Below are 23,699 nucleotides of genomic sequence, written 5' to 3' on the forward strand. Positions count from 1 at the left end.
AATGATCAACTTACGACGACTGTTTCTGCTTTCCGTGATTCTCTCGGCTTCGCTCCCCACGAATGCCGAAGAGAAGAAACCGCCCGTTATCACCTTTGACGACCATGTTCGCCCGATCTTTGCACAAGCGTGCGCGTCGTGTCACAACCCGGATAAAAAAAGCGCCGACTTGGACCTGACCAACTACAGCGCCCTGATGCAAGGCGGTGCGTCCGGCGAAGTGATCGAACCGGGTGACGCGTCGGCCAGTTATTTGTATGCCCTGGTCACCCACCAGGACGAGCCTTCGATGCCGCCGGAATCGCCAAAGATTGCCGACGAGAAGATCGAGACGCTGCGCAAGTGGATCGATGGCGGCGTCCTCGAGAATGCGGGAAGTTCGGCCAAGGCGGCCAAGAAAAAGAAGTTCGACTTGGCGCTGGCGGCACCCTCGACCGCGCGTCCAGAAACCGTGCCTATGCCGGCGCGATTGAGTCTGCAACCCGTTTTATTCACGCCCGACCGAACCGCGATCGACGCCCTGGCGACCAGCCCCTGGGCACCGCTGGCGGCCGTCAGCAGCCAAAAGCAGGTGCTGCTCTACCACACCGAAACACTCGAACTGCTCGGCGTGCTGCCGTTTCCCGAGGGAACGCCGCGGGTTCTAAAGTTCAGCCGCAACGGCGGGCTGTTGCTCTGCGGCGGCGGTGTCGCCGGAGCCAGCGGACGCGTGGTCGTCTGGGATATCCACAGCGGCCGACGGATCATCGAGATCGGCGACGAACTGGATGAAGTCCTGGCCGCCGACATCAGTTCCGATCAAACCCTGATCGCGCTCGGTGGACCACAACGCGTCGTCCGCATCTACGCCACCGAGACAGGCCAACTGTTGCACGAAATCCGCAAACATACCGATTGGATCACCGCGTTGGAATTCAGCCCCGATAGCGTGTTGCTGGCCACGGGTGATCGCAACGGTGGTTTGCAAGTCTGGGAAGGCTGGACGGGCCGCGAGTATCTAACCTTGAAAGGTCACACCGCAGCGGTCACCAGCGTTTCATGGCGCAGCGATTCCAACCTGCTGGCATCCAGCTGTGAAGACTCGACGATCCGTTTGTGGGAGATGGAAAACGGCGGCGCCGTGAAGAATTGGGGCGCGCATGGTGGAGGAGCGCTGAGCGTCGAATTCACTCGCGATGGCCGGTTGTTCTCGTGCGGACGAGACCGAATCCCAAAAACGTGGGACCAAAATGGCACCCAGCAACTCGCGTTTGAAGCGTTCGGCGATTTGGCGTTGGAGGCCACTTACTGTGACGAGACCCACCGCGCGATTTCCGGCGACTTCAGCGGCGAAATCCGCGTTCATGATTCGACCAACGGTACGCGATTGGGTCAGTTGGTGAGCAACGCGCCGTTGCTGGAGACGCGGCTGAAGCAAGCTGACGAGTCGCTGCTGGCAGCCCAATCGGAATTCAAACCGATCTCAGAGGTTTACCAGACCGCACAGTCCGCGTTGCAACAGATCAGCACCGAAGTCGCCGCCGCGCAGAAGGTCGCCGCCGAAGCGAAGCAGGAATCGGATCGTGCGGCAACCGCGTTGGCCGCCGCACAGGCGACGATGACTCAGGCGGCCAGTGAAAACGCGGTCGCCAGCACAGCGGTCGATGCACTGGCCATCAGCGTACCGATGTTGAAGGAGGCTGCCGAAAAGGCGGCCGCCGCCGCGGCACAGTTGCCCAATGACGCAAACCTGATCGCCGCCGCCCAAACGATCCGCACGACCGCGGACACCAAGGTCAGCGAAATGACGTCCGCCAAGGGGATCGCGGCGACCAAGTTCGCGGCGTTGCAACAGGCCCAGCAGGCACTCGATTCGGCGCAGCGGCTGGCCGGTGATGCAGCCGCCGCACGGACCAGCGCGGAGCAGGCCGAACAAATGCTGGTGGCAAAACGGAAACCTGCCGAAGACGCATTCAACGCTGCCAAGCAAGCCCACGATCCAGCCGCAGCCGCTGTCGCATCGGCCCGGCAAGCCGTGTCGCGTTGGACCGCCGAAATCGAATTTGATCGCGAGCTGAAGAAACTGCACCAACAACGTCTGGACAGCGAGCAACAACTCGCGCTCCTCGAAGCCCAACACGCCACATCGCAAGAAGCCGCGGACGTGGCAAAGTCCAATGCCGATCAGGCGCGGGCGGAATTAGCCGCAGCGCAAGCGGAACTTGCCAAAAATGACGCGGATTACAACACCGCCATCGCTGCGGTGGAGGCCGCCAAGGCCGCAGCGACCAGCGCGACCGAAGCCAAGCAGAACGCCGCGGCAGGTGTGGAAACCCTGGATCAGGTGATCGTCAAACTCGGCGATGCCGCGGTCAAGGCCGAGCAGGCGTTGAATCTGGCCAGTGATGATGCGACGTTGATTGCGTTGGTCGGCCAATTGAAATCTGCTACCGCGGAAAAGACCAAACAACTTGAGGCCGGTCGAGCCGATTTGGTCGCAAAAACGCAGGCCGAACAGCTCGCGATCGCTGGTGTTGCCGAAGGCGAAGCAAGGGCATCCGGCTTGTTGGCGATGCAGCAATCGCTCAAACAGAAGGTTGCCGAGGCCACCGCGATGGTTACGACACTGGAAACGAAAACCGCCGACGCGATCCAAGCGGTCCAGGTCGACGAAGTGCATGTTTCGCAGTCTCAATCCAACCTCGCCACGATCAATCAAGCGATCGCAACGCTGCAAGGCCTCTCGATTTGAATTTAGCCTTGCGTTTGTCGAGCGGACGAAGGTCAGGCTGTAGCTTGCGGAACGATGAAACGATCACTGGGCCCACGGATAGCAGCGCGAACCCACGGATTTCTTGCACCCTGTCATCCGTGGGTTCGCGCTGCGATCCGTGGGTATTCTTTACGATGGACAGCCGTAGGTCACGCTGTGCGTGACAGGTCTTACTTGTGCCCGGGCTCCCGCCATGGGAACACTCTGGACGCCAATCGCAACGGGCAACGCTGTGAAGCATTTTTTTAGCGGTAGGGCGCGAGCCCTCCGGCGTTTCGGGAACGATGAAGGACCGGAGGGGTTGCGCTGGGCTGCTAAAAGTTCGGGGTTGACGACCTTATTCCTTTGCGCAGGTTTCATTCCTGAAATTCCTGGCGCCCGTTTCCCCGTTGCAGGACACGGAGCAAGAGATTGAAAATTGCAAAATGAAAACTTCCAATTGCAAATTTGCATTTTTCAATTCTCAATTTCAATTTGCAATCTTCCGTCCGTCCAGGTTCCTCCGACGCATCCTGTCACAGCTGAAGCGAGGCCGAGCTACCACACGGGGTGCGCTTCGCGACCCCGGGCTTGGTTGTACCACCGCTCTGCGGTGTACACCGATTTGCTTTTCCAGCAAAGGAGTTGGTCAGTCACTCCTTTCACGTCCCGATCCGGCGACCGCTGGCAAGCAGGATGCTTACCCCACTTTAGATCAGCGACGCGATCACGAGGGCGACGACGCTCATCAGTTTCAGCAGGATGTTCAACGAAGGTCCCGAGGTGTCTTTGAACGGGTCGCCGACGGTGTCACCGACGACGGCTGCCTTGTGGGCTTCGCTGCCTTTGACCAACATCTGGCCGTTCACTTCGTAACCTTCCTCGATCATCTTCTTGGCATTGTCCCAGGCGCCACCGGCGTTGGATTGGAACAGCGCCATCAAGACGCCGCTGACGGTCACCCCGGCCAGCAACCCGCCCAGCATCAAGGCGTTGGTGTTACCCGGCAGACCAGCCAGTTTGGGTACGAAACCGAAACCGACGGGGACCAAGACGGCGACCAATCCGGGAACGATCATTTCGCGAATCGAAGCCCGCGTGGAGATCGCGACGCACTTGCCATATTCCGCCTTGCCATCGGCTGCTTGGAACGTTTCCTGGTCGGCTTGCGACCATTCGTCAAACGTTTTGCCGTCGTTGTCATTCATCACCTTCAACGCCGCCTTCAATTCCGGGATGTCCTTGAATTGTCGGCGAACCTCTTCGATCATCCGCATCGCGGCCCGGCCGACGGCATTCATCGACAGCGCCGAGAACAAGAACGGCAACATCCCACCGACAAACAATGACGCCATGACGAACGGATTGGTAATGCTGATCGCGACGATCGGCGTTTCGGCGTGCGAGGCGTTGTAAGCGGTGATGAAGGCGGCGAACAGCGCCAGCGCGGTCAGCGCGGCCGAGCCGATCGCGAATCCCTTGCCGATCGCCGCAGTGGTGTTGCCGACCGCGTCCAGTTTATCAGTGCGGCCTCGAACCTCGGCGGGCAGTTCTGCCATTTCCGCAATCCCACCGGCGTTGTCCGAAATCGGTCCGTAGGCATCGACGGCCAATTGGATGCCGGTGTTGGAAAGCATGCCGACCGCGGCGATTGCGATCCCGTACAGACCGGCCATCGAATACGCACCGATGATGGCGGCGGCGATGATCAGAATCGGAATCGCGGTCGAGATCATGCCCACACCCAACCCGGAAATGATGGTCGTCGCCGGCCCGGTGACCGACTGACGAACGATCGAGATGACCGGCCCCGTGCCCGTGCCGGTGTAATACTCCGTGATCTTTCCGATGCCCAGCCCCGCGGCCAAACCAAACAAAATGGCAAAGAACACACCGCTGCTGGTGTAAACAAACGCGCCGGCACCTTCACCGACGGTCCAGGTGGCCGGCAGCATGAACTTGATGATCACATACGTCAGCAGCAACAGGATGGCAGCGGAACCAAATTCTCCGTAATTCAATGCGTGGTGCGGATTGCCGCCTTCTTTCACTTTGACGAAAAACGTACCGACGATCGAAGTCAGGATGCCGACGCCGGCGAGCACCAGCGGCAACAGAACAGCCGACAGCCCGCCGAAATCATCCAGGCCTGCTTGGTTGAAGACGGTAAAAAACGCACCGCCCAACACCATCGTGCCGATGATCGATCCGACGTAGGACTCAAACAAGTCCGCCCCCATGCCGGCCACGTCACCGACATTGTCGCCGACGTTGTCCGCGATCGTGGCCGGGTTCAACGGGTGGTCTTCGGGAATCCCCGCTTCGACCTTGCCGACCAAGTCCGCCCCGACGTCGGCGGCTTTCGTGTAAATCCCGCCGCCGACCCGGGCAAACAATGCGATCGAGGACGCACCGAAGGAGAATCCGGTCAGCACCGTGATCACGCGGGTGAGACTGGCTTGGGTGTCCAGGCCAAACAGGTTGGCGTAAACCACAAACAAGATGCTCAAGCCCAGTACGCCCAGCCCGACGACGCCCATGCCCATCACGCTGCCGCCGGCAAAAGCGACTTCCAGGGCCTTGCCAAGGCTGGTTCGTGCCGCGTTGGTCGTTCGCACGTTGGCTTTGGTGGCCACGATCATGCCGATGAATCCCGCCAATGCCGAACAGATCGCGCCGGAGGCGAACGAGAGCGCGACCAACGGTGACGAAGATTCGCCTTGGGTGCTGCCGGCGTATCCCAGCAAGATGGCCACCCCGATGACGAACACCGCCAAGATCGAATACTCCGCCTTCAAAAACGACATCGCCCCTTCGGAGATGTTGGCCGCGATGCGTGCCATCTTTTCTCCCCCGACTTCCTGTTTCGAAACCCAGGTGGTTTTCCAATAGGTGAAGACAAGTCCGGCCACACCGAGCAGGGGAATCAAGTAGGAAATCCATGGGATGGCCACGCCGGCTGTCGTCGTTTCCGTGGGGGCGACGACATCGCCGGTGTCTTGAAATGCCAACGCCGTCATCGGCGAGAGCGCCAACGACAGTGCGCCGACGACAAGGAGTGTGCGGAAAAGCGTGCGAAAGTGTGTGTCACTGGTGCACGTCCGAAACAAAGCTGCGATCAGAACGGTGACTGCGACGAAAACAATGAATTCCAACATGGTGTGTGTTCCTTCGTGACACGGTCAGACAGCGAGCGTGCTCGCGCTAGGTCGAGTGATAAACTGAAAGCGGGCAATTCTCTGCGCCAACAGTAAGGGAGAATCTATCAGAAACGAATGCCCGACTCAGGCGTCAACCGGGTCCTTGCGCCAAAAAGAAGACGCCGCCCCACTTGAGCGTCGAATCCGCTTCACGACAAACGCGACACTCCGCTAACGCCTCGTCCGCGGATCACCTTAAAAACGGAAGGCGATCTATGCGTTTGTCCCGATGCAAGAACTGTGCCACCGGCGGACTGACCCGGTATGTCACTTGGCCAAATCAATGACCACGTCACGGATCTGCGAGGCATCGTCAAATAATCGCCAGCGATCCGCAGGCACTTGCTCAAACGCCGTCTGAAACCGTCCGTCCATCCGGTCAGACGCCGTGACATTGCGGATGAAGATCCCGGCGATCTGGTCCGGGTAATCGCGCGCCAGTTGACCGTAGATCTCCGGGTCGTGTTCCCCGCTGTCGCCGAGCAGAATGAATCGGCGATCCGGAAACGAATCCAACAGCGGCTCGATCGCGGCGAGTTTGGTGGCCCGCTGGGAGGAAAGCAATCCGAGTCCGCTCGAATCGGTCAACCGAAAGTACTTGAGGTGATAGGTACCTTGCGGGAATCCCTGATCCGAGAAGAACGCTTGCAACGGCGGATACAGTTGCCAGGGGCTGCCCGAGACATAGTGAAACGCAACACCGACGTCAGCCAAATCCGCGTACAGTTCGGGCATGCCGTCCACCGCTCGAAAGGCGCGCGTGAACGTGTTTTGCAACAATTCCGACCGGTCGGTCACCTGAGAATGCTTGATCGTGTCGTCGATGTCGGAGATCAGCGAAACACCGCGTGGGGCGATCAGATGGATGCGTCCGTTAAACGACCTGGAATCACGGGAAGGTAAAACCGCGGTGAAGGTCAACACCCGGCTTTGCGGCGCGCCGATGTCTTGTGGACCGACACCCAACCCGGCGGCGTCGCAGACCAAGGAACGACGAAAATGACCATTGGCAGCGGAGACGCCCGCGGCAAATTGATTTCCGGCGACGTCGATGGTGACGGATTTGCCGCGTTCATTGTCCACCAGAAACGGTCGGATTCGATCGGACAGAAACGCATCCTTGTCGATCTCAACATTGCCACGCATCGAGGATTTCAGCGTCGCAATCAGCAACGCCCGCTTGAACGATCCATCTTCGGGTTCGAACACCTTGCCGTGCACGTCAAACCGCCACACCTGAGCTTGTTCGTCAAACCGCCCGTAGGTCGGATAGAACAAAATCTCCTCGTCCGCGTTGAGGGTCGAAGGCGACAGCGTGCCGGAATCCGGTTCGCGGCCGATCACCCATGTCATCGCAACGGCCAGCGGAATGACCAACGCGAGGCTTTTGGCAGGGTTTGGCATGGGGGGGCTCCGTCGGAATTATCGAGACCATGGCTGCGCGAATCATTGAGCCGTTTGGCGCGAGCCTTCAGGCCTTCACCATACCGAAAGAGCCCCTCTGACGAGATGGATCATGCACATTTTTAAGTTTGCATGCACCTTCTAGAATTGGATACCACAGGGGACCATGGCTGGACGATGCTCTACACTTGCAGACTCTTGCATCGAAACCGCTGTTGGAATGGAAAGACGGAATGTGCTCAAACATGACACCTGCGACAAAACTCGTGATCGGCTGCCTGACGGTCTTTACCGCGACCACCCTTGACAACCCCGCGTCGGCCGACCGGTGGTCGCAGTTTCGGGGGGACCAAATGGACGGGATCGCCCGCACGCAGCATCCCCAACGCTGGAGCGAAACGGAGAACGTTCGCTGGTCGGTCGAGGTACCCGGTGAGGGCTGGTCCTGCCCGGTGGTGTGGGAGAATCAAGTGTTCTTGACCGCGGCCGTTCCGGTGACTGAATCCGCATCCTCCGGACCGGAAGAATACAGCGGTGGCGGGGGCAGCCGCCGTGACGACTTGACCCGCGTGACGTATCGCTGGCAGGTGATCTGTCTGGACGCCACGACCGGGAAAGAGATTTGGCGACAAACCGCCCGCGAGGGCCGACCGACGATGGGCCGGCACAGCTCGAACACCTATGCCACGGAGACACCGGCGACCGATGGCCGGTACGTCTATGCCTACTTCGGTATGACCGGGCTGTATTGTTTTGACATGGCGGGCAACAAGGTTTGGGAAAAAGACTTGGGCAGCTACCCGATGCGCGCCGGTTGGGGAACGTCCAGCTCGCCGGTGTTGTTCGACGACAAGCTGTTTCTGCAGGTGGACAACGAACAGCAATCGTTTCTGGTCGCGATCGATGCCGAAACGGGCGACGAAGTCTGGCGGGTCGATCGCGACGAGAAGTCGCAATACAGCTCTCCGATCCTCTGGAGCAACAGCCGGCGCGACGAGCTGATCGTCGGCGGCATGCACTACCGATCGTACGATCCCCAAACGGGAACGCTGTTGTGGAAGCTGGACATGGAGAAAGGCCGCAGCTCGGCGACCCCCTTGGCCGTCGGCGATCGACTGTACGTCGGAACGGAATACCGCAACCGGGGTGGTGCCGACGACGGCGGCGGATTCCTGTTCGCGATCAAGCCGGGCGGCAGCGGCGACATCACCCCGCCCGCCGGCCAGTCACAAACCGAGCATGTGGCCTGGAAAATTGAGCGATCGGGTATTCAAATGGCGTCGCCAGCCTACTGCAACGGAAAGCTGTACCTGCTGGAACGACGCAGCGGAGTGATCCACTGTGTCAATGCCGAGACGGGCAGCACCGTGTATCGCTCCCGCGTGCCCCGAGCCCGAGCGTTTTGGTCATCCCCTTGGACCGATTCAGATCGGATGTACTGTGTTGACACCAGCGGAACGACCTACGTGTTGGCGACGGGCGACGAGTTGAACGTGCTCGGCACCAACGAGATCAACGAGATGACTTGGTCGACGCCGGCGATCGCCGACGCCGCCGTCTACTTCCGCACCGCCTCGAAACTTTACTGCATCGCCACGCCATAGCATGCTCGCCGCCCCATGTCAGATTCGCCACTTAGGAAACTAGAAGTCAACTGGAGCGATTTGGAAACAGCTTTCAGTCAGACCGATGACTTTGGCTTCTTCGAACAACAAAGTTATTTGAATACGAAGAACGGCGACATCATTGTCTTGGACGATTACATCACCGGATTGGTGGATGGCATCTTCGATGAACTCGCGGACGCTGTTGGTGATGGAGAGGACTGGACGATCGATGATGTGACCAACACCGACTCATTCAAGATGCTTTCCGAGACGGAGCAAAAACAGGTCTTGGGCGCGAGTGAATTGCAATTCGGAGACGTCGATCACTACGAGTCCATCCCGCACATCGATTCCCATGAAAGTTTTCGCTTCATGGAACGGTTCATCGAAACAGTCGACGACCAACGGTTGCGAAAACGGCTCGGCGAAGCGATTTCGGAGCGCAAACCGTTTCGGCGTTTTCGGGATGTTTTGGCCGGCGAACGCCGCGTTCAACGTGCTTGGCATGCATTCGAAACCGAATGCGTGCACGAAACGATTCTTGAGTGGTTACACAGCGTCGGTGTTGAGCCAAAGAACCAGCGCCAGACCGTCGATCCGCCGCCGCTTCCCGAACTGCGTCCGATCATGTTGTCCGAGACACAGTGGTTCGTCGAACACGCGCGCAAGATTGCCGGGGTACAGAAAATCGCTTTGATCGGTTCCCTCACTACATCAAAGGAGTTTCCCAAAGACGTTGATCTACTGGTCACCGTGAGCGACGATTGCGAGTTTACGACGCTCGCGGAACTGGGCCGCAAGCTGGCCGGCCATTTGATTCAACATCAAGCCGGCGCCGACGTCTTTCTCGCCGACGTCCATGGTAAGTATCTGGGACGCACTTGTCCCTGGCGCCAGTGCGGGCCAGGTTATCGCAGGAGCTGCGACGCTGACCATTGCGGGCGACGCCCCTATCTGCACGATGATTTCTCATCGGTCCGATTGAAGCCCGACGTGATCGCTCAACCGCCCGTGGTCTTGTGGCCGAAGCCGTGGGCTTCGGACGACGTGCCCGCAGATGTGCGTGATTGGTTGGTCAATCTAAGTACGGACTGAGATGACGCAGGACGCGTTTCGGGCTGACGATTCCCATCACCGTCCCATCGACTTTCAAGACAGGGACGTGGCGGTGTCCGGCAACGGCGATTCCCGCCAGCGCCATCCCCACCGGGTCCGTTTCGTAAACCACCGTCGGATCGGCTGACATCACTTCACCGACGGGTTGATCGGCCAGTGCAGCATAATTCTCGGCGACCTTTTCCAGGACGTCACGCTCGGTGAAGATTCCGACCAACGTTTCGCCTTTGACGACCAGCAAACTGGAGACCTTCAGTTCACTCAGCATCTCAGTCGCCCCGCGAATCGAGGTGTCGACCGTTACCTGAGCACTGGGCGTCGATTGCATGTCATCGATCGCCTCTTCAGCCAACACGCGATGCAACTCACTGGCGTATGGCGTCGGTTCATAATTGTTGAGTGGATCTTCGAATTTGTCGGGATCCGATTGGGGCGTACCGTTCACTGTGTCATGCTCCTTCGCGTTGCTGCATCCAAGGTGTATTGCCGAGTCGTTGCACCAAGACCTGTTGCGGGAAACGCTCGGCGAGGTACTCCGCGATGCCACGTTGTCCGGTCACTCCGATCAATTTGCCCTCGTCATCGGTCACCAGGACAAACCGCAGTCCGTCGCGTTCCACGGCGTCCCAGACGCGTGAGATCGGATCGCTCGATCGGACCACCAGCAAACCGGCGTCGGTAAAATCGCCCACCACATGATCGGCAAGCGAGAGGTCGCGCGCCAGCATGTCGACGAGCGACTGCTCGCTGAACAGCCCCGTCGGGGTGCCGCCCTGGTCGACGATGACCGCACATCCGAGTGACTTTTCGCGCATCAATTTGACCGCGTCCAGGGCCGTGGTGTCATGCTGCACGGCAATTGCGTCCCGCAGGGGAAGGTTCCCAACGGTGTCCTGGTCTAATTCGCCACGAAATCCCATTCGCTTCTCCTCGTGTCGTAAGGTTTCGCCCACCCTGGAAAAATCTTGATGCTGGCCGAGCGGAGACCAGGCGGGCGTCCATTGTGTGCGGGTGCGTCACGATCGTTGCGGAAGTGTGCACCAACCCGGCACCCGGGACGACCGCATGTTCCGGTGGCATGGGCAAAGTCATCGGCTGCACCCGCGCGCCGAACAAGCCGACGTAAGTGCAAGATCGATGCCCGAATCGTTGAATCCTGACATCGCCGGCCGATTCGGAGCGGAAAAGGGGGGGCAGCAAACGTTGGTGTTTAGCCTTCGGGCGATTCCAGGTCGCTGCGACGCAGCGACAATGGGCGGCTAAAGCCTGCACACCAACAGTTATCCTCGTGTCTTCGCCGGGCCGGATGTTTTTGTGATCCGCCAGTTTTTTGGGACGATCAGGCGTGCCCCGCGTGCGAACGTCAGGTAGGACCACGCCCAGGAAAGGAAAACGAACGTCCGATTGCGAAATCCGTTCAAGTAAGCGATGTGGATCAACAGCCAGGCCATCCAAGCCAGCCGCCCGGTCAGCTTGAATCGTCCACTCTGTGCGACCGCGCGGCGTCGACCGATCGTTGCCATCTGGCCTTTATCAAGGTACTTGAACCGGGACCGCTCAGGCGCGGGACGATCGATCACAAAGCATTGGGCTTCGCGGCTGATCAGTTCACCAAGGTAGCGGCCTTGTTGAATCGCAACCGGCGCCAATCCGGGCAACCCCTTGCCGTCTTCGTCCTTGACTGACGCCATATCGCCGGCGACGAAGATGTTCCGTTTGCCCGGGATCGATAAATCGGGTTCGACCACAACCCGGCCGCTTCGATCGGTCGGCACGCCGAGCGATTGACCCAGCGGGCTCGCCTGAACGCCGGCCGCCCAGATCACGGTCCTGGCCTGCAAAAAATGATCACCGATTTGAACTCCGCGGTCGGTCACCTCGGTGACTTGGTCTCCCAAGCGGACTTCCACACCGATGCTTTCCAGCGCCTGCTTGCTGTACTCGGACAGATCGTCGGGGAACTGCTCCAAGATCCTCTCGCCCGCCTGGACCAGAATCACGCGTGCCAAACTCGCATCGATCGACCGAAAGTCACGCTTGAGTGTGTAGCGAGCCATTTCGGCAATCGCGCCGGCCAATTCAACACCCGTCGGCCCGCCGCCGACAATGACGAAGGTCATCCAGTGGTACTGCTCGGTCGGATCATCGGTCCGCTCGGCCTGCTCAAAGGCGAGCAACACACGACGGCGGATCTCCGTCGCTTGGGGAAGCGATTTCAATCCCGGTGCGTGCTGCTCCCACTGGTCATTGCCGAAGTAACTGTGCACGGCACCGCATGCGACGACCAGATAATCGAATTCGAACTTGCCCGCGTCGCTGTACACCAGCCGCCGCTCGACGTCCACACCCGTGACGTTTCCCAGCAAGGTGCGGACGTTGCGAAAGGACGACAACATCGAACGAATCGGCGACGCGATGTCCGATGGATCCAGTCCCGCCATGGCAACCTGATACAGCAAGGGCTGAAACACATGGTGATTGCTTTTGTCGATCATGATGACATCCACACAATCACATTTCCCCAACCGCTTCGCCGCCTCGATTCCCGCGAAGCCGCCCCCGACGATCACCACTTTGCGATTGGGACGACTCATTGTGGCATGCCGGTACGTGGATCAGCGGACTGCGGAGACTTGACCGTTGAATTGTTGATTCCGGTCAACATGCTGGTCCAGGGGGCAACCGGAGTTTGTCAGATGTCGGCGGCGATTTCGGAAATTCTCAAAAACGCCCAAATAAATCCTCCCGCCGTGCGTCTCTTCTCTTGGGGCCGGTCGAGTCAATCGGAGCCGAGTCAATTGGCGACACGAGCACCGATGTGACGGTTTGTTCAGCGGGAGTCAGGTGATGGACGGGAAAAACGAACGAATGCTCTGCCAATGTCCGCGTGGGCACCGGCTCCGCGGTGATGTCACATTGATCGGAAAAACGATTCGCTGCCCACGTTGCCAGGAAGTGTTTGTGTTCGGATACGCCATCCGGGAAGTCCTCTCCGACACCGCCGTGCTAAAAATCCTGGCGGAAACGCCGACCCGGGCGGGCGTGAGGGCTTCCGTTTGATCTTGGTCGACGGCGCGCGTTGACGATTTTTGCTGTGATCGGCCGTCTTTCCCGGCCGCCACGCACCTTGTCGTCGAGTCTCCGATTAGGCTGATTGCGATGGTATTTGATACTGCCCAATCCACAGCCTCGACCGACCATGAATCTCGCCAAGACGGCTTTGTCTGCCACGCTCCGAACACCACGTCAGACCTTCCTCTGCTGCTGGTTCGCCCTCCTTGGATTGTCGCCCGCGCCCCGTCCGGTCTCCGCCGAGCGACCGGCCATCTCGCGGCGTCCTCTGGAGCATCATGACTACGACGTTTGGAACACCCTTTCGTCATCGCAACTCTCCCGCGACGGAAAGTGGGCGATGTACCAAATTGACAGTGGAAAAATCGATGGCGAATCGACCCTCTGCATTCGAAGCACAACGTCTCCGACGGAGTATCTCGCTCCGCGTGGCCGCAGCCAACGATTCAGCTTTGACAGTCGTTATGCGGTGTTTCTGATCTCGCCGGAGAAGCAGCTCGTCAAAGAACTGACAGAAAAGAAAACCAAACCCGACGAGATGCCAAAGGCCCAACTTCAAATCCTGGAATTGGCCAGCGGCGATGTCGTCACAATCGACCGAGTCGCCTCCTTTCAGCTGCCCGAAGAAAGCGGCGACTGGATCGGCTATCAGATGGAAAAGCAGATCGAGAGCACCCCCGTCAAAACGAGAGAATCCGGGGTCCGCGAAACGTATCAGGTCACGCCCAACGGATTGGAACGTCCAACGAAAAAGCTGAAGCTCAAGAAACGAGAGTCGCTGCAGCCGACCGCCGAAGAAGCACCAACGTCGACCAAAACTCCCCCGGCGAAAAACGATCTGAAGACGGCAGAAAAGGAATCCTCGAACGTCGCCGATTCGGACGGGGACGACGGGAAAGCCAAAGCGGAAGGAACCACGCTGGTTCTACGAAAACTGGATTCCGGATTTCAGCAAACGTACCCCCACGTGACCCAGTTCGTTTTTTCGAAAGATGCCACCAGGCTGGCGATGGTAACGTCGGTCAAAGCGGTTGAGCCCGACGAAAACTCCGACGAAGCAGAAGCAAAGCAAGCACCCGGCCTGTCCGGTGACGGCGTGCATCTGGTTGACCTGACATCGCACAAGCGGACGCGGATCATCGGTGGTGTTGGCCAATACAAAAACCTCGCCTTCAACGAAGACGGCACTCGACTGGCGTTCTTGACCGACAAAGACGACAACGATGCGAAATCACCTCGCTGGTCCGTCTACCTGTGGAACCAAGGCCAAAAAACAGCCGCCGAGATCGCGGTCGAAGGTTCCAACGGCATTCCGGCCGGATGGTGGGTCGCGACAGATTCCGACCAACGCTTTTCCGAAGACGATCGCAGATTGTATTTCGAAACCGCACCGATCCCCGACTCCGTGATCGAAGAACGCGAACGCGTCGCAGCGGAACAAGAGGGTAAACCGGTTGCCGAGCCGGATGACGAGGACGAACAGGCGAATCTGGATATCTGGCACTGGCAAGATCCGTACTTGCAACCGCAGCAATTATTGCAAGCGGAAGCCGAACGCAAACGCGACTACCGCGCGGCGTATCACTTCAAAGCCAAGCGAATCGTTCAGCTGGCCACGCGTCAAATCCCGGTCGTCGACATCGACGTTCGATCGAAATCAAACCGGGCCATTGCGGTCACCGACATGGAATATCGTAAAGTCCTGTCCTGGGAATCACCGGGTTTTCAAGACACGTATCTGGTCAACCTCGATTCGGGAAAACGCGATCGGGTGCAGCAGCACGTTCGCTGGAATGCCAGACTGTCGCCGTCGGCCAAGTTCATCTACTGGTTTGATGCCGAGCTGCGCAAATGGTTTGCCCAATCGACCACCTCTGGTAGCCAACCGGTCAATGTGACCGCGACGATCAAGCAACGACTGGACGACGTGTTGCACGATCGGCCCAGTTTACCAGGCGCGTATGGCACGGCGGGTTGGATCAAGGACGACAAAGCCTTGCTGGTCTACGACCGGTTCGATATTTGGCTCGTCGATCCGACGGGACAATCACCCGCGGTCCGTTTGACCCAGGGACGGGAGAACAAGCTTCGTTTTCGCTACCAACGGCTCGACCCCAAAGAACGCTTGATCGCGACCGACGACGCGATCGTACTCAGTGCATTCAACGAAGCGACCAAAGCCAGCGGGTTCTACAGTCTGACGCTCGACCGCGACATGTGGAAAAAGCCGAAGCAGAAGGGTCAAGATCGGAGTGACGTTTCGCCCCTGCGCCAACTGATCATGCTGGATGAAAGCCTGTCGTCGCTGAAGAAAGCCGAATCATCCGATGCGGTGATTTTCACCCGCAACACGTTCGAAATGTGTCCGGATCTGTGGGCCAGCACGTTGGACTTCGAATCCATCGATCGCATCAGTGACGTCAACCCGCAACAAGAAGACTATGCCTGGGGCACGGCGGAATTGGTCCATTGGAAGGCGACCGATGGCCAACGACTCGACGGGATCCTGTATCGTCCCGACGGCTTTGACCCGCAGAAAAAGTATCCGATGCTGCTGTATTTCTACGAACGCAGTTCCGATCGACTGCATCGCTATCACACACCCGCCGCGGGGCGGTCAAGCATCAACATCAGCTTTTACGTCAGCCGCGGTTACGTCGTCTTTGTCCCCGACATTCCCTACAAAACCGGCCAGCCCGGCGCGAGCGCAGCCAACGCGATCCTGTCGGGCGTCAGCCATGTGGTCGCCGAAGGCTTCATTGACGAAAAACGAATCGGCATGCAAGGCCACAGCTGGGGCGGCTACCAAACGGCTTACTTGGTGACCCAAACCGATCGGTTCGCGTGCGCCGAATCGGGTGCACCGGTCAGCAACATGACGAGCGCGTACGGAGGAATCCGCTGGAGCAGCGGACGCAGTCGCATGTTCCAGTACGAACGGACGCAAAGCCGAATCGGAGACGACCTGTGGGCTGCCCGCGACAAGTACATCGCGAACTCGCCGCTGTTCTTCGCCGACAAAATCAACACGCCGTTGCTGATCTTGCACAATGACAACGACGGTGCGGTACCGTGGTACCAGGGAATCGAGTTGTTCGTCGCGTTGCGGCGGTTGGAAAAACCCGCCTGGATGCTCAATTACAACGGCAACTCGCACGGCGTCGACGGCCAACCGAACCGCCGCGACTTTGCGATCCGGATGCAACAATTTTTCGACCACTATTTGAAACAGGCTCCCGAACCCGAATGGATGGCCGTCGGCGTTCCGGCCGTCAAGAAAGGCAAGGAACTGGGACTCGAATTATTGGAACCGTTAGAACCAGTGGAGCCCGCGGAATAGAGGCGGACAGTCTGATGCATGACAGTGTGATCAATGACGGTGGTTTCAAGAACCTGTTCACCGATCTGCCGGCAACGACTGCTAAGGAATGCGTCGAAGTGCTCACGTCTTCGTCGATCGTCCGGATCGAGCGGATCGTCTCCACCGGACAAGCCAGCGAAGAGGGCTTTTGGTACGACCAAGACGAACACGAATGGGTCGCCGTGCTCGCCGGAGAAGCCAAGCTGTTGTTTGATGACGATCCCCAACCCTTGACCCTCAAGCCCGGTGACCATCTGTTGATCCCGGCACATCGCAGACATCGGGTCGAATGGACATCCGATCGAGAGCCCACGGTCTGGTTGGCGGTCTTCTTTACCGGCGACGAATGACGCGGCCGGTTTTGTTGCAGGTCATCGGTGGGCCGGCTACGATGCCCAGTGCTCTGCCACGTTGAATCCTGGGGTTGCGCTGGTCGAGCGGAAAAATTTTCAGGCTGTCACTCGCGGAACGATGCAACATGTTAATGCGAATGAGTTTTCAAGTGGCCTTGAGTGCCGCGACACTGATCATGCCATTGCTGTTGATGGCCGTCGAACCCGGCCCGATGCCGGATCTGGTGTTGACCGACCACGGGCGCAGGGTGCATTTCTCCGGATTGCTATTCGACGGGCACAACGACCTGCCGTGGGAGATCCGGAAAAACGGTCAAGCGTCGTTCAATCAGATCGACATCGCCACGCGACAGCCGCAGCTGCATACCGATATCCCGCGGCTTCGTGAAGGCGGTTTGAAGGCTCAGTTCTGGTCGGTCTATGTGCCGGCCGACACGTCGACCACGGGCGATTCGTTGATCCAAACGCTGGAACAAATCGACATCGTCGATCGCATGGTGAAACGTTACGCCGACGTGTTTGAGTTCGCCTCCACCGCCGACGACGTGGAACGGATCGCCACCGCGGGTAAGATCGCCTGCATGATGGGGATCGAAGGCGGCCATTCGATCGAGGGATCGCTGGCGAATTTGAAACGGTTGTACGACCGTGGTTGCCGCTACATGACGCTGACGCATTCCAAGACATTGCCTTGGGCGGATTCGGCGACCGATGATGCGCAGCACGATGGCCTGACCGAATTCGGTAAAGAGATCGTCCGTGAAATGAATCGCATCGGCATGCTGGTCGACCTCTCGCACGTCTCACCGGCGGTGATGAAGCAAGCGATCAAGGTTTCCACCGCGCCGATTCTTTTCTCGCATTCCTCCGCCGCGGCGATCAACGATCACCCGCGAAACGTGCCCGATGACGTGTTGCCGTTGGTCGCGAAGAACGGCGGCGTCGTGATGGTCAATTTCTACTCCAAGTTCATCGTCCCCACCGACCAATTGGAATCCAACGAATCGGCGCGTGGGTCAATCCATGACGTCGTCGACCATCTCGAACACATCATTCGCGTCGCCGGAATTGATCACGTCGGCATCGGATCCGATTTCGACGGCGTCCCCAGCCTGCCGACCGGATTGGAGGACGTCTCCAAATACCCGCTGATCACGCAAGCGTTGCTCAATCGCGGCTACAGCGAAGCCGACGTTCACAAAGTACTCGGCGGCAACGTACTGCGAGCGTTGCGCGGTGCAGAGGCGGCGGCGGTGAAGCGGTCACGCTGAGAGCGACGCGTCTCGTCAGATTGGCTGGTCAAAAGATTGATTGGTCAAAAAATGACGTTGCCCGACGTTCTTGATCAGGCCGACTCAACCGCCGGTTGATTGCAACTGGCGCAGTGCAGGGCGCCGAGTCCCCAGATCAGATCGTGGCAATCGACGCCGATCACTTCGACCTCTGGCGACTGTTGTCGGGCAAGCCGGCCGAGTAACGCGATCGCGTGCGCATCATGTTGTTCGGCGCGGAACGTCGGCACCAGCAATCGGTTCGGCCCCAGCCGCAGAAAGTTGCAATAGCTTTCCGGGACGCGTTGCCCGTCGATGAATCGAGCCGGCGGGATCGGTAGACGGTGAACGGTCACGGTGGGCGACGTCGTTTGTGCCCAATCTCGCAAGAGCTGTTCGTTGCGATCCAGTCCGTCGTGATTCGGATCATCGGGATCGTCACTGACCGCGACGACGACGGTTTCGGGATCGATGAAGCGTGCCAGTTGGTCGATGTGACCGTCGGTGTCGTCGCCGATCAATCCGCCGCCATCGACCCACACGATTTCACGTGCCCCAGTGAGCCCCTGCAGGTGTTCTTCGACTGCCTGTTTCGACCAACCGGGGTTGCGTGTCTCGGTGACCAGACACTCGGTGGTCGTCAGCAGCCGCCCGCCGCCGTCCCACTCTAGCGCCCCGCCTTCGAGGGTCAATCGACCGGCGATTCGTTCCCAGCCGGCATGCTGGATGATTTGCGCGGTCGCGGCATTGTCGGCATCCCAGGGCGGATACTTGCCACCCCAGGCGTTGTATCCCCAATCGATCGCGTGGCCGCGTTGCGAGCCGTCGACGACAAAGGTCGGGCCATAATCGCGAATCCAACTGTCATTGGTTTGGATGTCAAACCAGGTGACGTTTTCGATGCTCTGCAGCCCCGCTGTGTCGCGCAGCTCGGCCGGGCCGATGACATGGACGGGGACGGCCGCGGCGATCAACCCGATGAACCGACGAAAACAATCCGGGATCGGTGCGAACCGGTCCGGCCAAGTGTCGTGGTTGTGGGGCCAGGCAATCCAAACGGCGGCTTGCCGCTCCCACTCGGCGGGAACCCGTTTCATCGCGATGTCATCCGTTTCGCCGAGTCAGATCACTCGACTTTGATTTCTTCTTTGACCTTTTGGACAAAGTGGGGCGACTTGCCGCCCTTGCTCAGCTCTTTGGCGCGTTTGTCGGCTTCGCCTTTTTTATCGAAATCGAAGACGGCGACGCGTTTGAGGTTTTGGCTGAAGACACCCCAGTAAAGACGCATCCTGACGTTTTCAGCCGCCTTGGTTCGCTTGCTGGACTTCTTCTTTTTCGAAGCGAGTGCCTTTTCGGCAGCTTCCGCTTCGGCAGCTTTTTCGGCTCGGCTGACGACCTTACGGGCCATGGATGGTCAGGGGCTAAAGGGGGAGATGGAAAATCGGCAACCGCCGACGTGGATTTTGGCCTGGTAAGTTAGCAATATCGGCACAGGATCGCCACTCCCGTCCCGCGGGCATCGCATGGTTTTCCGCTCAGACCCTTCTCGGAGGTGGCCCCGGACTGGCCGGGAATGCCGAATTTGAATTGCCTGGAAGGGGGCAGATCCGTTATTTTGGCTGATGAACGCGTCGCAAGACACGCCGCGGCGGACAGGGTGGCGACGATCGCCCCCCCTTTCAGGCAGCGATGTGAAGCATTTTTCAGCCGTAGGGCGCGAGCCCTCCGGTGTTTCGGGAACGATGAGGGACCGGAGGGCTTGCGCCCTGCCGCGAACACCTCGTCAAACGCAGGAAACAAATGCTTCACAGCGTTGCCTTTCGGGCGGCCGGAGCCGGATGCAGCGTCGGTGGTCGCCGGCCGGGCTGGCAGGCGGAACCGGCTGGATGGGCTGACACGATTGTGATCGTTGGAGGGCCAAAGGAGGGGCCGTCGGCCCGTTGAAATCCACCCTGGGTTACCACCCAAACGGACTATCTGCAAAAATGATCGCTACCCGTGGACGGTTCTGTCGCGTATGCTTGCGTTTTAACAGGAGCACTCTGTCGTCACGACGTGCCGGATTTCTGACGATCCGGCGGTCGCGCATTGCTTTGTCTGCAGGAGAATTCAAGGACCTGGGCATCGTACCGCGTCCAGTCGGGCAGCGACGGAGTCGGATTACATCGATCGGAGAGAAGCAACGATGCAGGTAAGTGTTTCAGCTCGCCACGGCAGTCTTCAGCCAGGTGACCAGGAGTTGATCCAGGAGAAGGCCGTCAAATTAAGGCGTCTCTATGACCGAATCAACGCGATTGAAGTCACCGTTGACCTGGAAAACACCGATAAGCCTGCGGTCGAAATCCAAGTATCCATTGAGCATGCCGGAGAATGCGTCGCCACGGCGGAAGCCACCACGGTGATCGCAGCCTTGGACATGGTGATTCCGAAGGTGGAGCAGCAGCTTCGCCGGATCAAGGAAAAAAAGACTGGCCACCGCGCCACCGGACACAAACACATTGAAACCCCGGCAAGCGACGAGTAATCGGCTGTAACAGTCGAGCCCATCGTGTTTGTCGATACACTCATTGAAAATTCACACCCCATGAAGTTTGCAGATTTCATCAGTACGCAGTCGATCAAGGCCGAACTCAAGGCCAAGACAAAAGAGCAAGCCATCGAAGAGCTCGTTCAATGTTTGCTTGAGTCGGGCGAGATCGATGCCGAACAACGCGACGACATCGTCGCGGCGATTATGAAGCGTGAGGAACTCGGTTCGACCGGCATCGGTCGAGGCGTCGCGGTTCCGCACACCAAACACCCCAGCGTCCAAAAGCTGGTCGGTACCGTCGGAGTCAGCGAAGAAGGCGTTGACTTTGACTCGCTCGATGGAGAACGCGTGCAGCTGTTTTTCCTGTTGATCAGCCCTCCCGAACGCCCCGGCGATCACCTGCGGGCCCTGGAGAACATTTCGCGTCAGCTGCGCGACGAAACGTTCTGCCGCTTTCTCAAACAGAGTAAGTCAGCCGAGGACATCACCCAGTTATTGCAAGAAGCCGACGACAACCAGTTTGCCACCGGCTGATGGATTGAGCGGCCGGCTCGTTGACGACCGGTGCACGAATCCCCATCCAGTTTAAACACCCGATACAGACCCGCTTTTTGCATGTCAAAAGCGCTTTGCCGCACCGTCGTTGTTTCCAATCCGCAAGGGCTGCACGCACGCCCGGCAGATCTTCTGGTGCGGATGGCCAACCAGTTCGAGTCCGTGATCTTGATCGGACGTGGCGGCGAAATGGTGGATTGCAAAAGCATCTTATCGCTACTCACGCTCGGCGCCGCACTCGGCACCGAGTTGACCTTGACCGCTGAAGGCAACGACGCCGAAAACGCCATCGATTCGATCGAGCAGTTTTTTCAACGCGGATTCGACGAAGCTGACGACAACGATTCGGCCCCCACGGAAGCCAAATCGGGTGACGTCAGAGAAACCGATCCGACCTCGCCTGCTTGAACCGAAACGAAGGCACCCCGGCTCTGGCGACCCGCCCTTCCGGCTCGATCTCGATCGATCCCGGCCGACAGGGCGTCGCGTCGAGAGCGCCCGATACCCCTACATTCCTGCTCGAAGATCGACGCGATGCGACGGTCTTCACGCCCCCGTACACAACTACCTCTCGATGGATCGGATTGAACTGCCCGAGCCTCGCTGCCAGGTGCGCACGATCGCGACAGAACGTTGGCCAATGTCACCGCCCCCCGGCGCCGTCGACGTTGACTCCAGCGGTCGGTCGTCCCACGATCACGCGGCCCTGATGCGATCGGCAGATCAGCACCGTGCCCTCGAACCACGATGGTCGAACTTCAAGGCATCCCTGTTTCACCCGGGGTCGCGATCGGCCCAGCACTAGTGCTGGATGCTGCCGGTTACCGAATCCCGCGCTCTCTGCTCGCCGCTGATGAAGTGGAAGCGGAGTTCGCTCGGTTGCGCGATGCCGTCGACCGTGTCTCGACCCGATTGGAATCCAATCGCCTGGAAACCTCGGCCGTCGCCGGCGAACACACCGGGGACATCTTCGCCGCCCAACTGCAGATGCTGCACGACCCGCGGCTGCAAGCCGAATTGCGGCGACGCATCGAACAGGAACACCAGTCGGCCGCCTACGCCGTCAGCCGTGTCCTGCACAACTACGCCGAAGCACTCCGCAAGCTCGATAACCCGCTGCTGGCCGATCGCGCCGAAGATGTCCTGGACATCGAAAAACAACTGCTGTTTTGCCTCGGTGCGGTCTCCGAAAGCCGACTGGTCGATCTGGATGAAACCGTCATCATCCTCTCCCACGTCCTGACCCCCAGCGAAACCGCCAACCTGGATCGACGTTACGTCCGCGGGTTTTGCACCGAAACCGGTGGCCCCGGCGGTCACACCGCGATCGTCGCCAAAGGGTTAGAACTGCCGGCGGTCGTCGGGATCGGAAACTTTCTTGATCTGGTCGGCAATCGGATCAAGGTCATCGTCGATGGCGACCGCGGACGCGTGATTCTGGATCCCGATCCGGAGACGCTGGCCAGCTACAAGAAACGTCTGAAAGAACGCCGGTCGTTGACCGCCAAACTTTCCGAACTCCGCGATCTGCCCGCCGAAACCATCGACGGGACGCCGCTGCGGTTGAGCGCCAACATCGAATTCCCCCACGAAACGACCACCTGCATCGAACGCGGGGCCGACGGAATCGGTCTTTATCGCACCGAGTTTCTGTACCTGTCCAGCGCCGAAGAACCGAGCGAAGAAGACCACTACCAGGCCTACAGCCAAGTCGTCCGAGAGATGGAAGGCCGGCCGGTCGTCATTCGCACGTTGGATTTGGGTGCCGACAAAATGGGCCATCGGCCCCTGGCCGAATACGAACACAACCCCTTTCTGGGTCTGCGAAGCATCCGCCTGTCGCTGCGCAATCTAGATCTGTTCCGACCCCAGTTGCGGGCCATCTTGCGGGCCGCGGTGCACGGCGACATCAGTGTGATGTTCCCGCTGATCACCACGCTGGCCGAGTTCCGTCAAGCGCGGATGTTGCTCAACGTCGTCGCCGAGGACTTGAAAGAATCCGGCACGCCGCACCGCAGCAACATCCCGGTCGGGATGATGGTCGAAGTCCCCGCGGCGGTGATGATGCTCGATCGCTTCGTCGAAGAAGTCGATTTTCTGTCGATCGGCACCAACGATTTGGCCCAGTACACCCTGGCCGTGGATCGCAGCAACGAGTACGTCGCCGACCTGTATCAATCCAGTGACCCGGCCGTGCTGCGTTTGATCGCGCGCTGCGTCGAAGTCGCCAAAGAGCACGACTGCCCACTTTCCATTTGCGGTGAAATGAGCAGCAATCCCGCCCGGGCACTGCTGTTGATGGGCATGGGCGTCCGGCACCTGAGCGTGCCGCCGTCGTCGCTCTTGCGCGTCAAGAAAGCCATCCGCAGCGTGTCGATCGGCCAGTGCGAACAGATCGCCGAACGCGTCATGCAACTCGAAGCCGCACGTGATGTCGACCTGTATTTGCTGGACCGACTCGGCGAATACGTTCCGGAACTGATCGTGACCTGAACATCC

At 59.2% G+C, this 23,699-nt stretch carries 18 protein-coding genes; 11 read left to right on the forward strand and 7 right to left on the reverse strand.

What is annotated here, in order from left to right:
- The first annotated feature begins 1 nt into the window (after window position 1).
- Complete coding sequence (locus TBK1r_RS37550) at window positions 2–2,731, forward strand: c-type cytochrome domain-containing protein (protein WP_419580779.1); 2,730 nt, start codon at window positions 2–4, stop codon at window positions 2,729–2,731.
- Window positions 2,732–3,441: 710 nt separating this feature from the next.
- On the opposite strand, the gene TBK1r_RS37555 is transcribed toward TBK1r_RS37550, so the two are convergent.
- Together TBK1r_RS37555 and TBK1r_RS37560 are read right to left on the reverse strand one after the other, a co-directional pair.
- On the reverse strand, window positions 3,442–5,889 hold the full coding sequence (locus tag TBK1r_RS37555) for a sodium-translocating pyrophosphatase (RefSeq protein ID WP_473772479.1): 2,448 nt from the start codon (window positions 5,887–5,889) through the stop codon (window positions 3,442–3,444).
- Between the two features lie 309 nt (window positions 5,890–6,198).
- Complete coding sequence (locus TBK1r_RS37560) at window positions 6,199–7,335, reverse strand: App1 family protein (RefSeq protein ID WP_145221581.1); 1,137 nt, start codon at window positions 7,333–7,335, stop codon at window positions 6,199–6,201.
- A 245-nt stretch (window positions 7,336–7,580) separates the two neighbouring features.
- Here TBK1r_RS37560 and TBK1r_RS37565 point away from each other — a divergent pair, with 245 nt between their 5' ends.
- Complete coding sequence (locus TBK1r_RS37565; RefSeq protein WP_419580780.1) at window positions 7,581–8,939, forward strand: outer membrane protein assembly factor BamB family protein; 1,359 nt, start codon at window positions 7,581–7,583, stop codon at window positions 8,937–8,939.
- A gap of 15 nt (window positions 8,940–8,954) precedes the next feature.
- Entirely contained in the window at window positions 8,955–10,037 is a 1,083-nt protein-coding gene (locus tag TBK1r_RS37570; protein WP_145221587.1) for a UPF0158 family protein, read from the forward strand.
- Here the strand turns inward: TBK1r_RS37570 and TBK1r_RS37575 are convergent.
- The 3 genes from TBK1r_RS37575 to TBK1r_RS37585 all read right to left on the reverse strand — a co-directional run bounded on the left by TBK1r_RS37575 (window position 10,018) and on the right by TBK1r_RS37585 (window position 12,652).
- Window positions 10,018–10,503 (reverse strand): CBS domain-containing protein, encoded by a 486-nt coding sequence (locus TBK1r_RS37575; protein ID WP_145221590.1) that lies wholly within the window; start codon window positions 10,501–10,503, stop codon window positions 10,018–10,020. The two genes, TBK1r_RS37570 and TBK1r_RS37575, sit on opposite strands and share 20 nt — an antisense overlap.
- 4 nt (window positions 10,504–10,507) lie before the next feature.
- On the reverse strand, window positions 10,508–10,978 hold the full coding sequence (locus TBK1r_RS37580) for a CBS domain-containing protein (RefSeq protein ID WP_145221592.1): 471 nt from the start codon (window positions 10,976–10,978) through the stop codon (window positions 10,508–10,510).
- Between the two features lie 360 nt (window positions 10,979–11,338).
- A complete protein-coding gene (locus TBK1r_RS37585; RefSeq protein WP_145221595.1) occupies window positions 11,339–12,652 on the reverse strand; it encodes an NAD(P)/FAD-dependent oxidoreductase in 1,314 nt (437 codons plus the stop codon).
- A 253-nt stretch (window positions 12,653–12,905) separates the two neighbouring features.
- Between TBK1r_RS37585 and TBK1r_RS37590 the strand changes: the two genes are divergently transcribed.
- The 4 genes from TBK1r_RS37590 to TBK1r_RS37605 all read left to right on the forward strand — a co-directional run bounded on the left by TBK1r_RS37590 (window position 12,906) and on the right by TBK1r_RS37605 (window position 18,115).
- Complete coding sequence (locus tag TBK1r_RS37590; RefSeq protein ID WP_145221598.1) at window positions 12,906–13,118, forward strand: hypothetical protein; 213 nt, start codon at window positions 12,906–12,908, stop codon at window positions 13,116–13,118.
- A 139-nt stretch (window positions 13,119–13,257) separates the two neighbouring features.
- Window positions 13,258–16,470 (forward strand): alpha/beta hydrolase family protein, encoded by a 3,213-nt coding sequence (locus tag TBK1r_RS37595; protein WP_145221600.1) that lies wholly within the window; start codon window positions 13,258–13,260, stop codon window positions 16,468–16,470.
- 14 nt (window positions 16,471–16,484) lie between these two features.
- Window positions 16,485–16,841, forward strand: a complete 357-nt coding sequence (locus tag TBK1r_RS37600; RefSeq protein WP_145221603.1) for a cupin domain-containing protein — start codon at window positions 16,485–16,487, stop codon at window positions 16,839–16,841.
- A gap of 128 nt (window positions 16,842–16,969) precedes the next feature.
- On the forward strand, window positions 16,970–18,115 hold the full coding sequence (locus TBK1r_RS37605) for a dipeptidase (protein ID WP_145221606.1): 1,146 nt from the start codon (window positions 16,970–16,972) through the stop codon (window positions 18,113–18,115).
- 74 nt (window positions 18,116–18,189) lie between these two features.
- Here TBK1r_RS37605 and TBK1r_RS37610 read toward each other — a convergent pair whose 3' ends face one another.
- Window positions 18,190–19,212 (reverse strand): agmatine deiminase family protein, encoded by a 1,023-nt coding sequence (locus tag TBK1r_RS37610; RefSeq protein WP_145221609.1) that lies wholly within the window; start codon window positions 19,210–19,212, stop codon window positions 18,190–18,192.
- Between the two features lie 29 nt (window positions 19,213–19,241).
- Entirely contained in the window at window positions 19,242–19,523 is a 282-nt protein-coding gene (locus TBK1r_RS37615; RefSeq protein ID WP_095742342.1) for a hypothetical protein, read from the reverse strand.
- A 777-nt stretch (window positions 19,524–20,300) separates the two neighbouring features.
- Here TBK1r_RS37615 and hpf point away from each other — a divergent pair.
- The 4 genes from hpf to ptsP all read left to right on the forward strand — a co-directional run bounded on the left by hpf (window position 20,301) and on the right by ptsP (window position 23,693).
- Window positions 20,301–20,639, forward strand: a complete 339-nt coding sequence (gene hpf, locus TBK1r_RS37620; RefSeq protein ID WP_095742343.1) for a ribosome hibernation-promoting factor, HPF/YfiA family — start codon at window positions 20,301–20,303, stop codon at window positions 20,637–20,639.
- Between the two features lie 60 nt (window positions 20,640–20,699).
- On the forward strand, window positions 20,700–21,179 hold the full coding sequence (locus tag TBK1r_RS37625; RefSeq protein WP_095742344.1) for a PTS sugar transporter subunit IIA: 480 nt from the start codon (window positions 20,700–20,702) through the stop codon (window positions 21,177–21,179).
- Between the two features lie 81 nt (window positions 21,180–21,260).
- Entirely contained in the window at window positions 21,261–21,608 is a 348-nt protein-coding gene (locus TBK1r_RS37630) for an HPr family phosphocarrier protein (RefSeq protein WP_145221612.1), read from the forward strand.
- Between the two features lie 339 nt (window positions 21,609–21,947).
- Entirely contained in the window at window positions 21,948–23,693 is a 1,746-nt protein-coding gene (gene ptsP, locus TBK1r_RS37635; RefSeq protein ID WP_145221615.1) for a phosphoenolpyruvate--protein phosphotransferase, read from the forward strand.
- Window positions 23,694–23,699 lie beyond the last annotated feature (6 nt).

Source organism: Stieleria magnilauensis (assembly GCA_007753675.1).
In the GTDB taxonomy this organism is placed as follows: Bacteria; Planctomycetota; Planctomycetia; order Pirellulales; family Pirellulaceae; genus Stieleria; species Stieleria magnilauensis.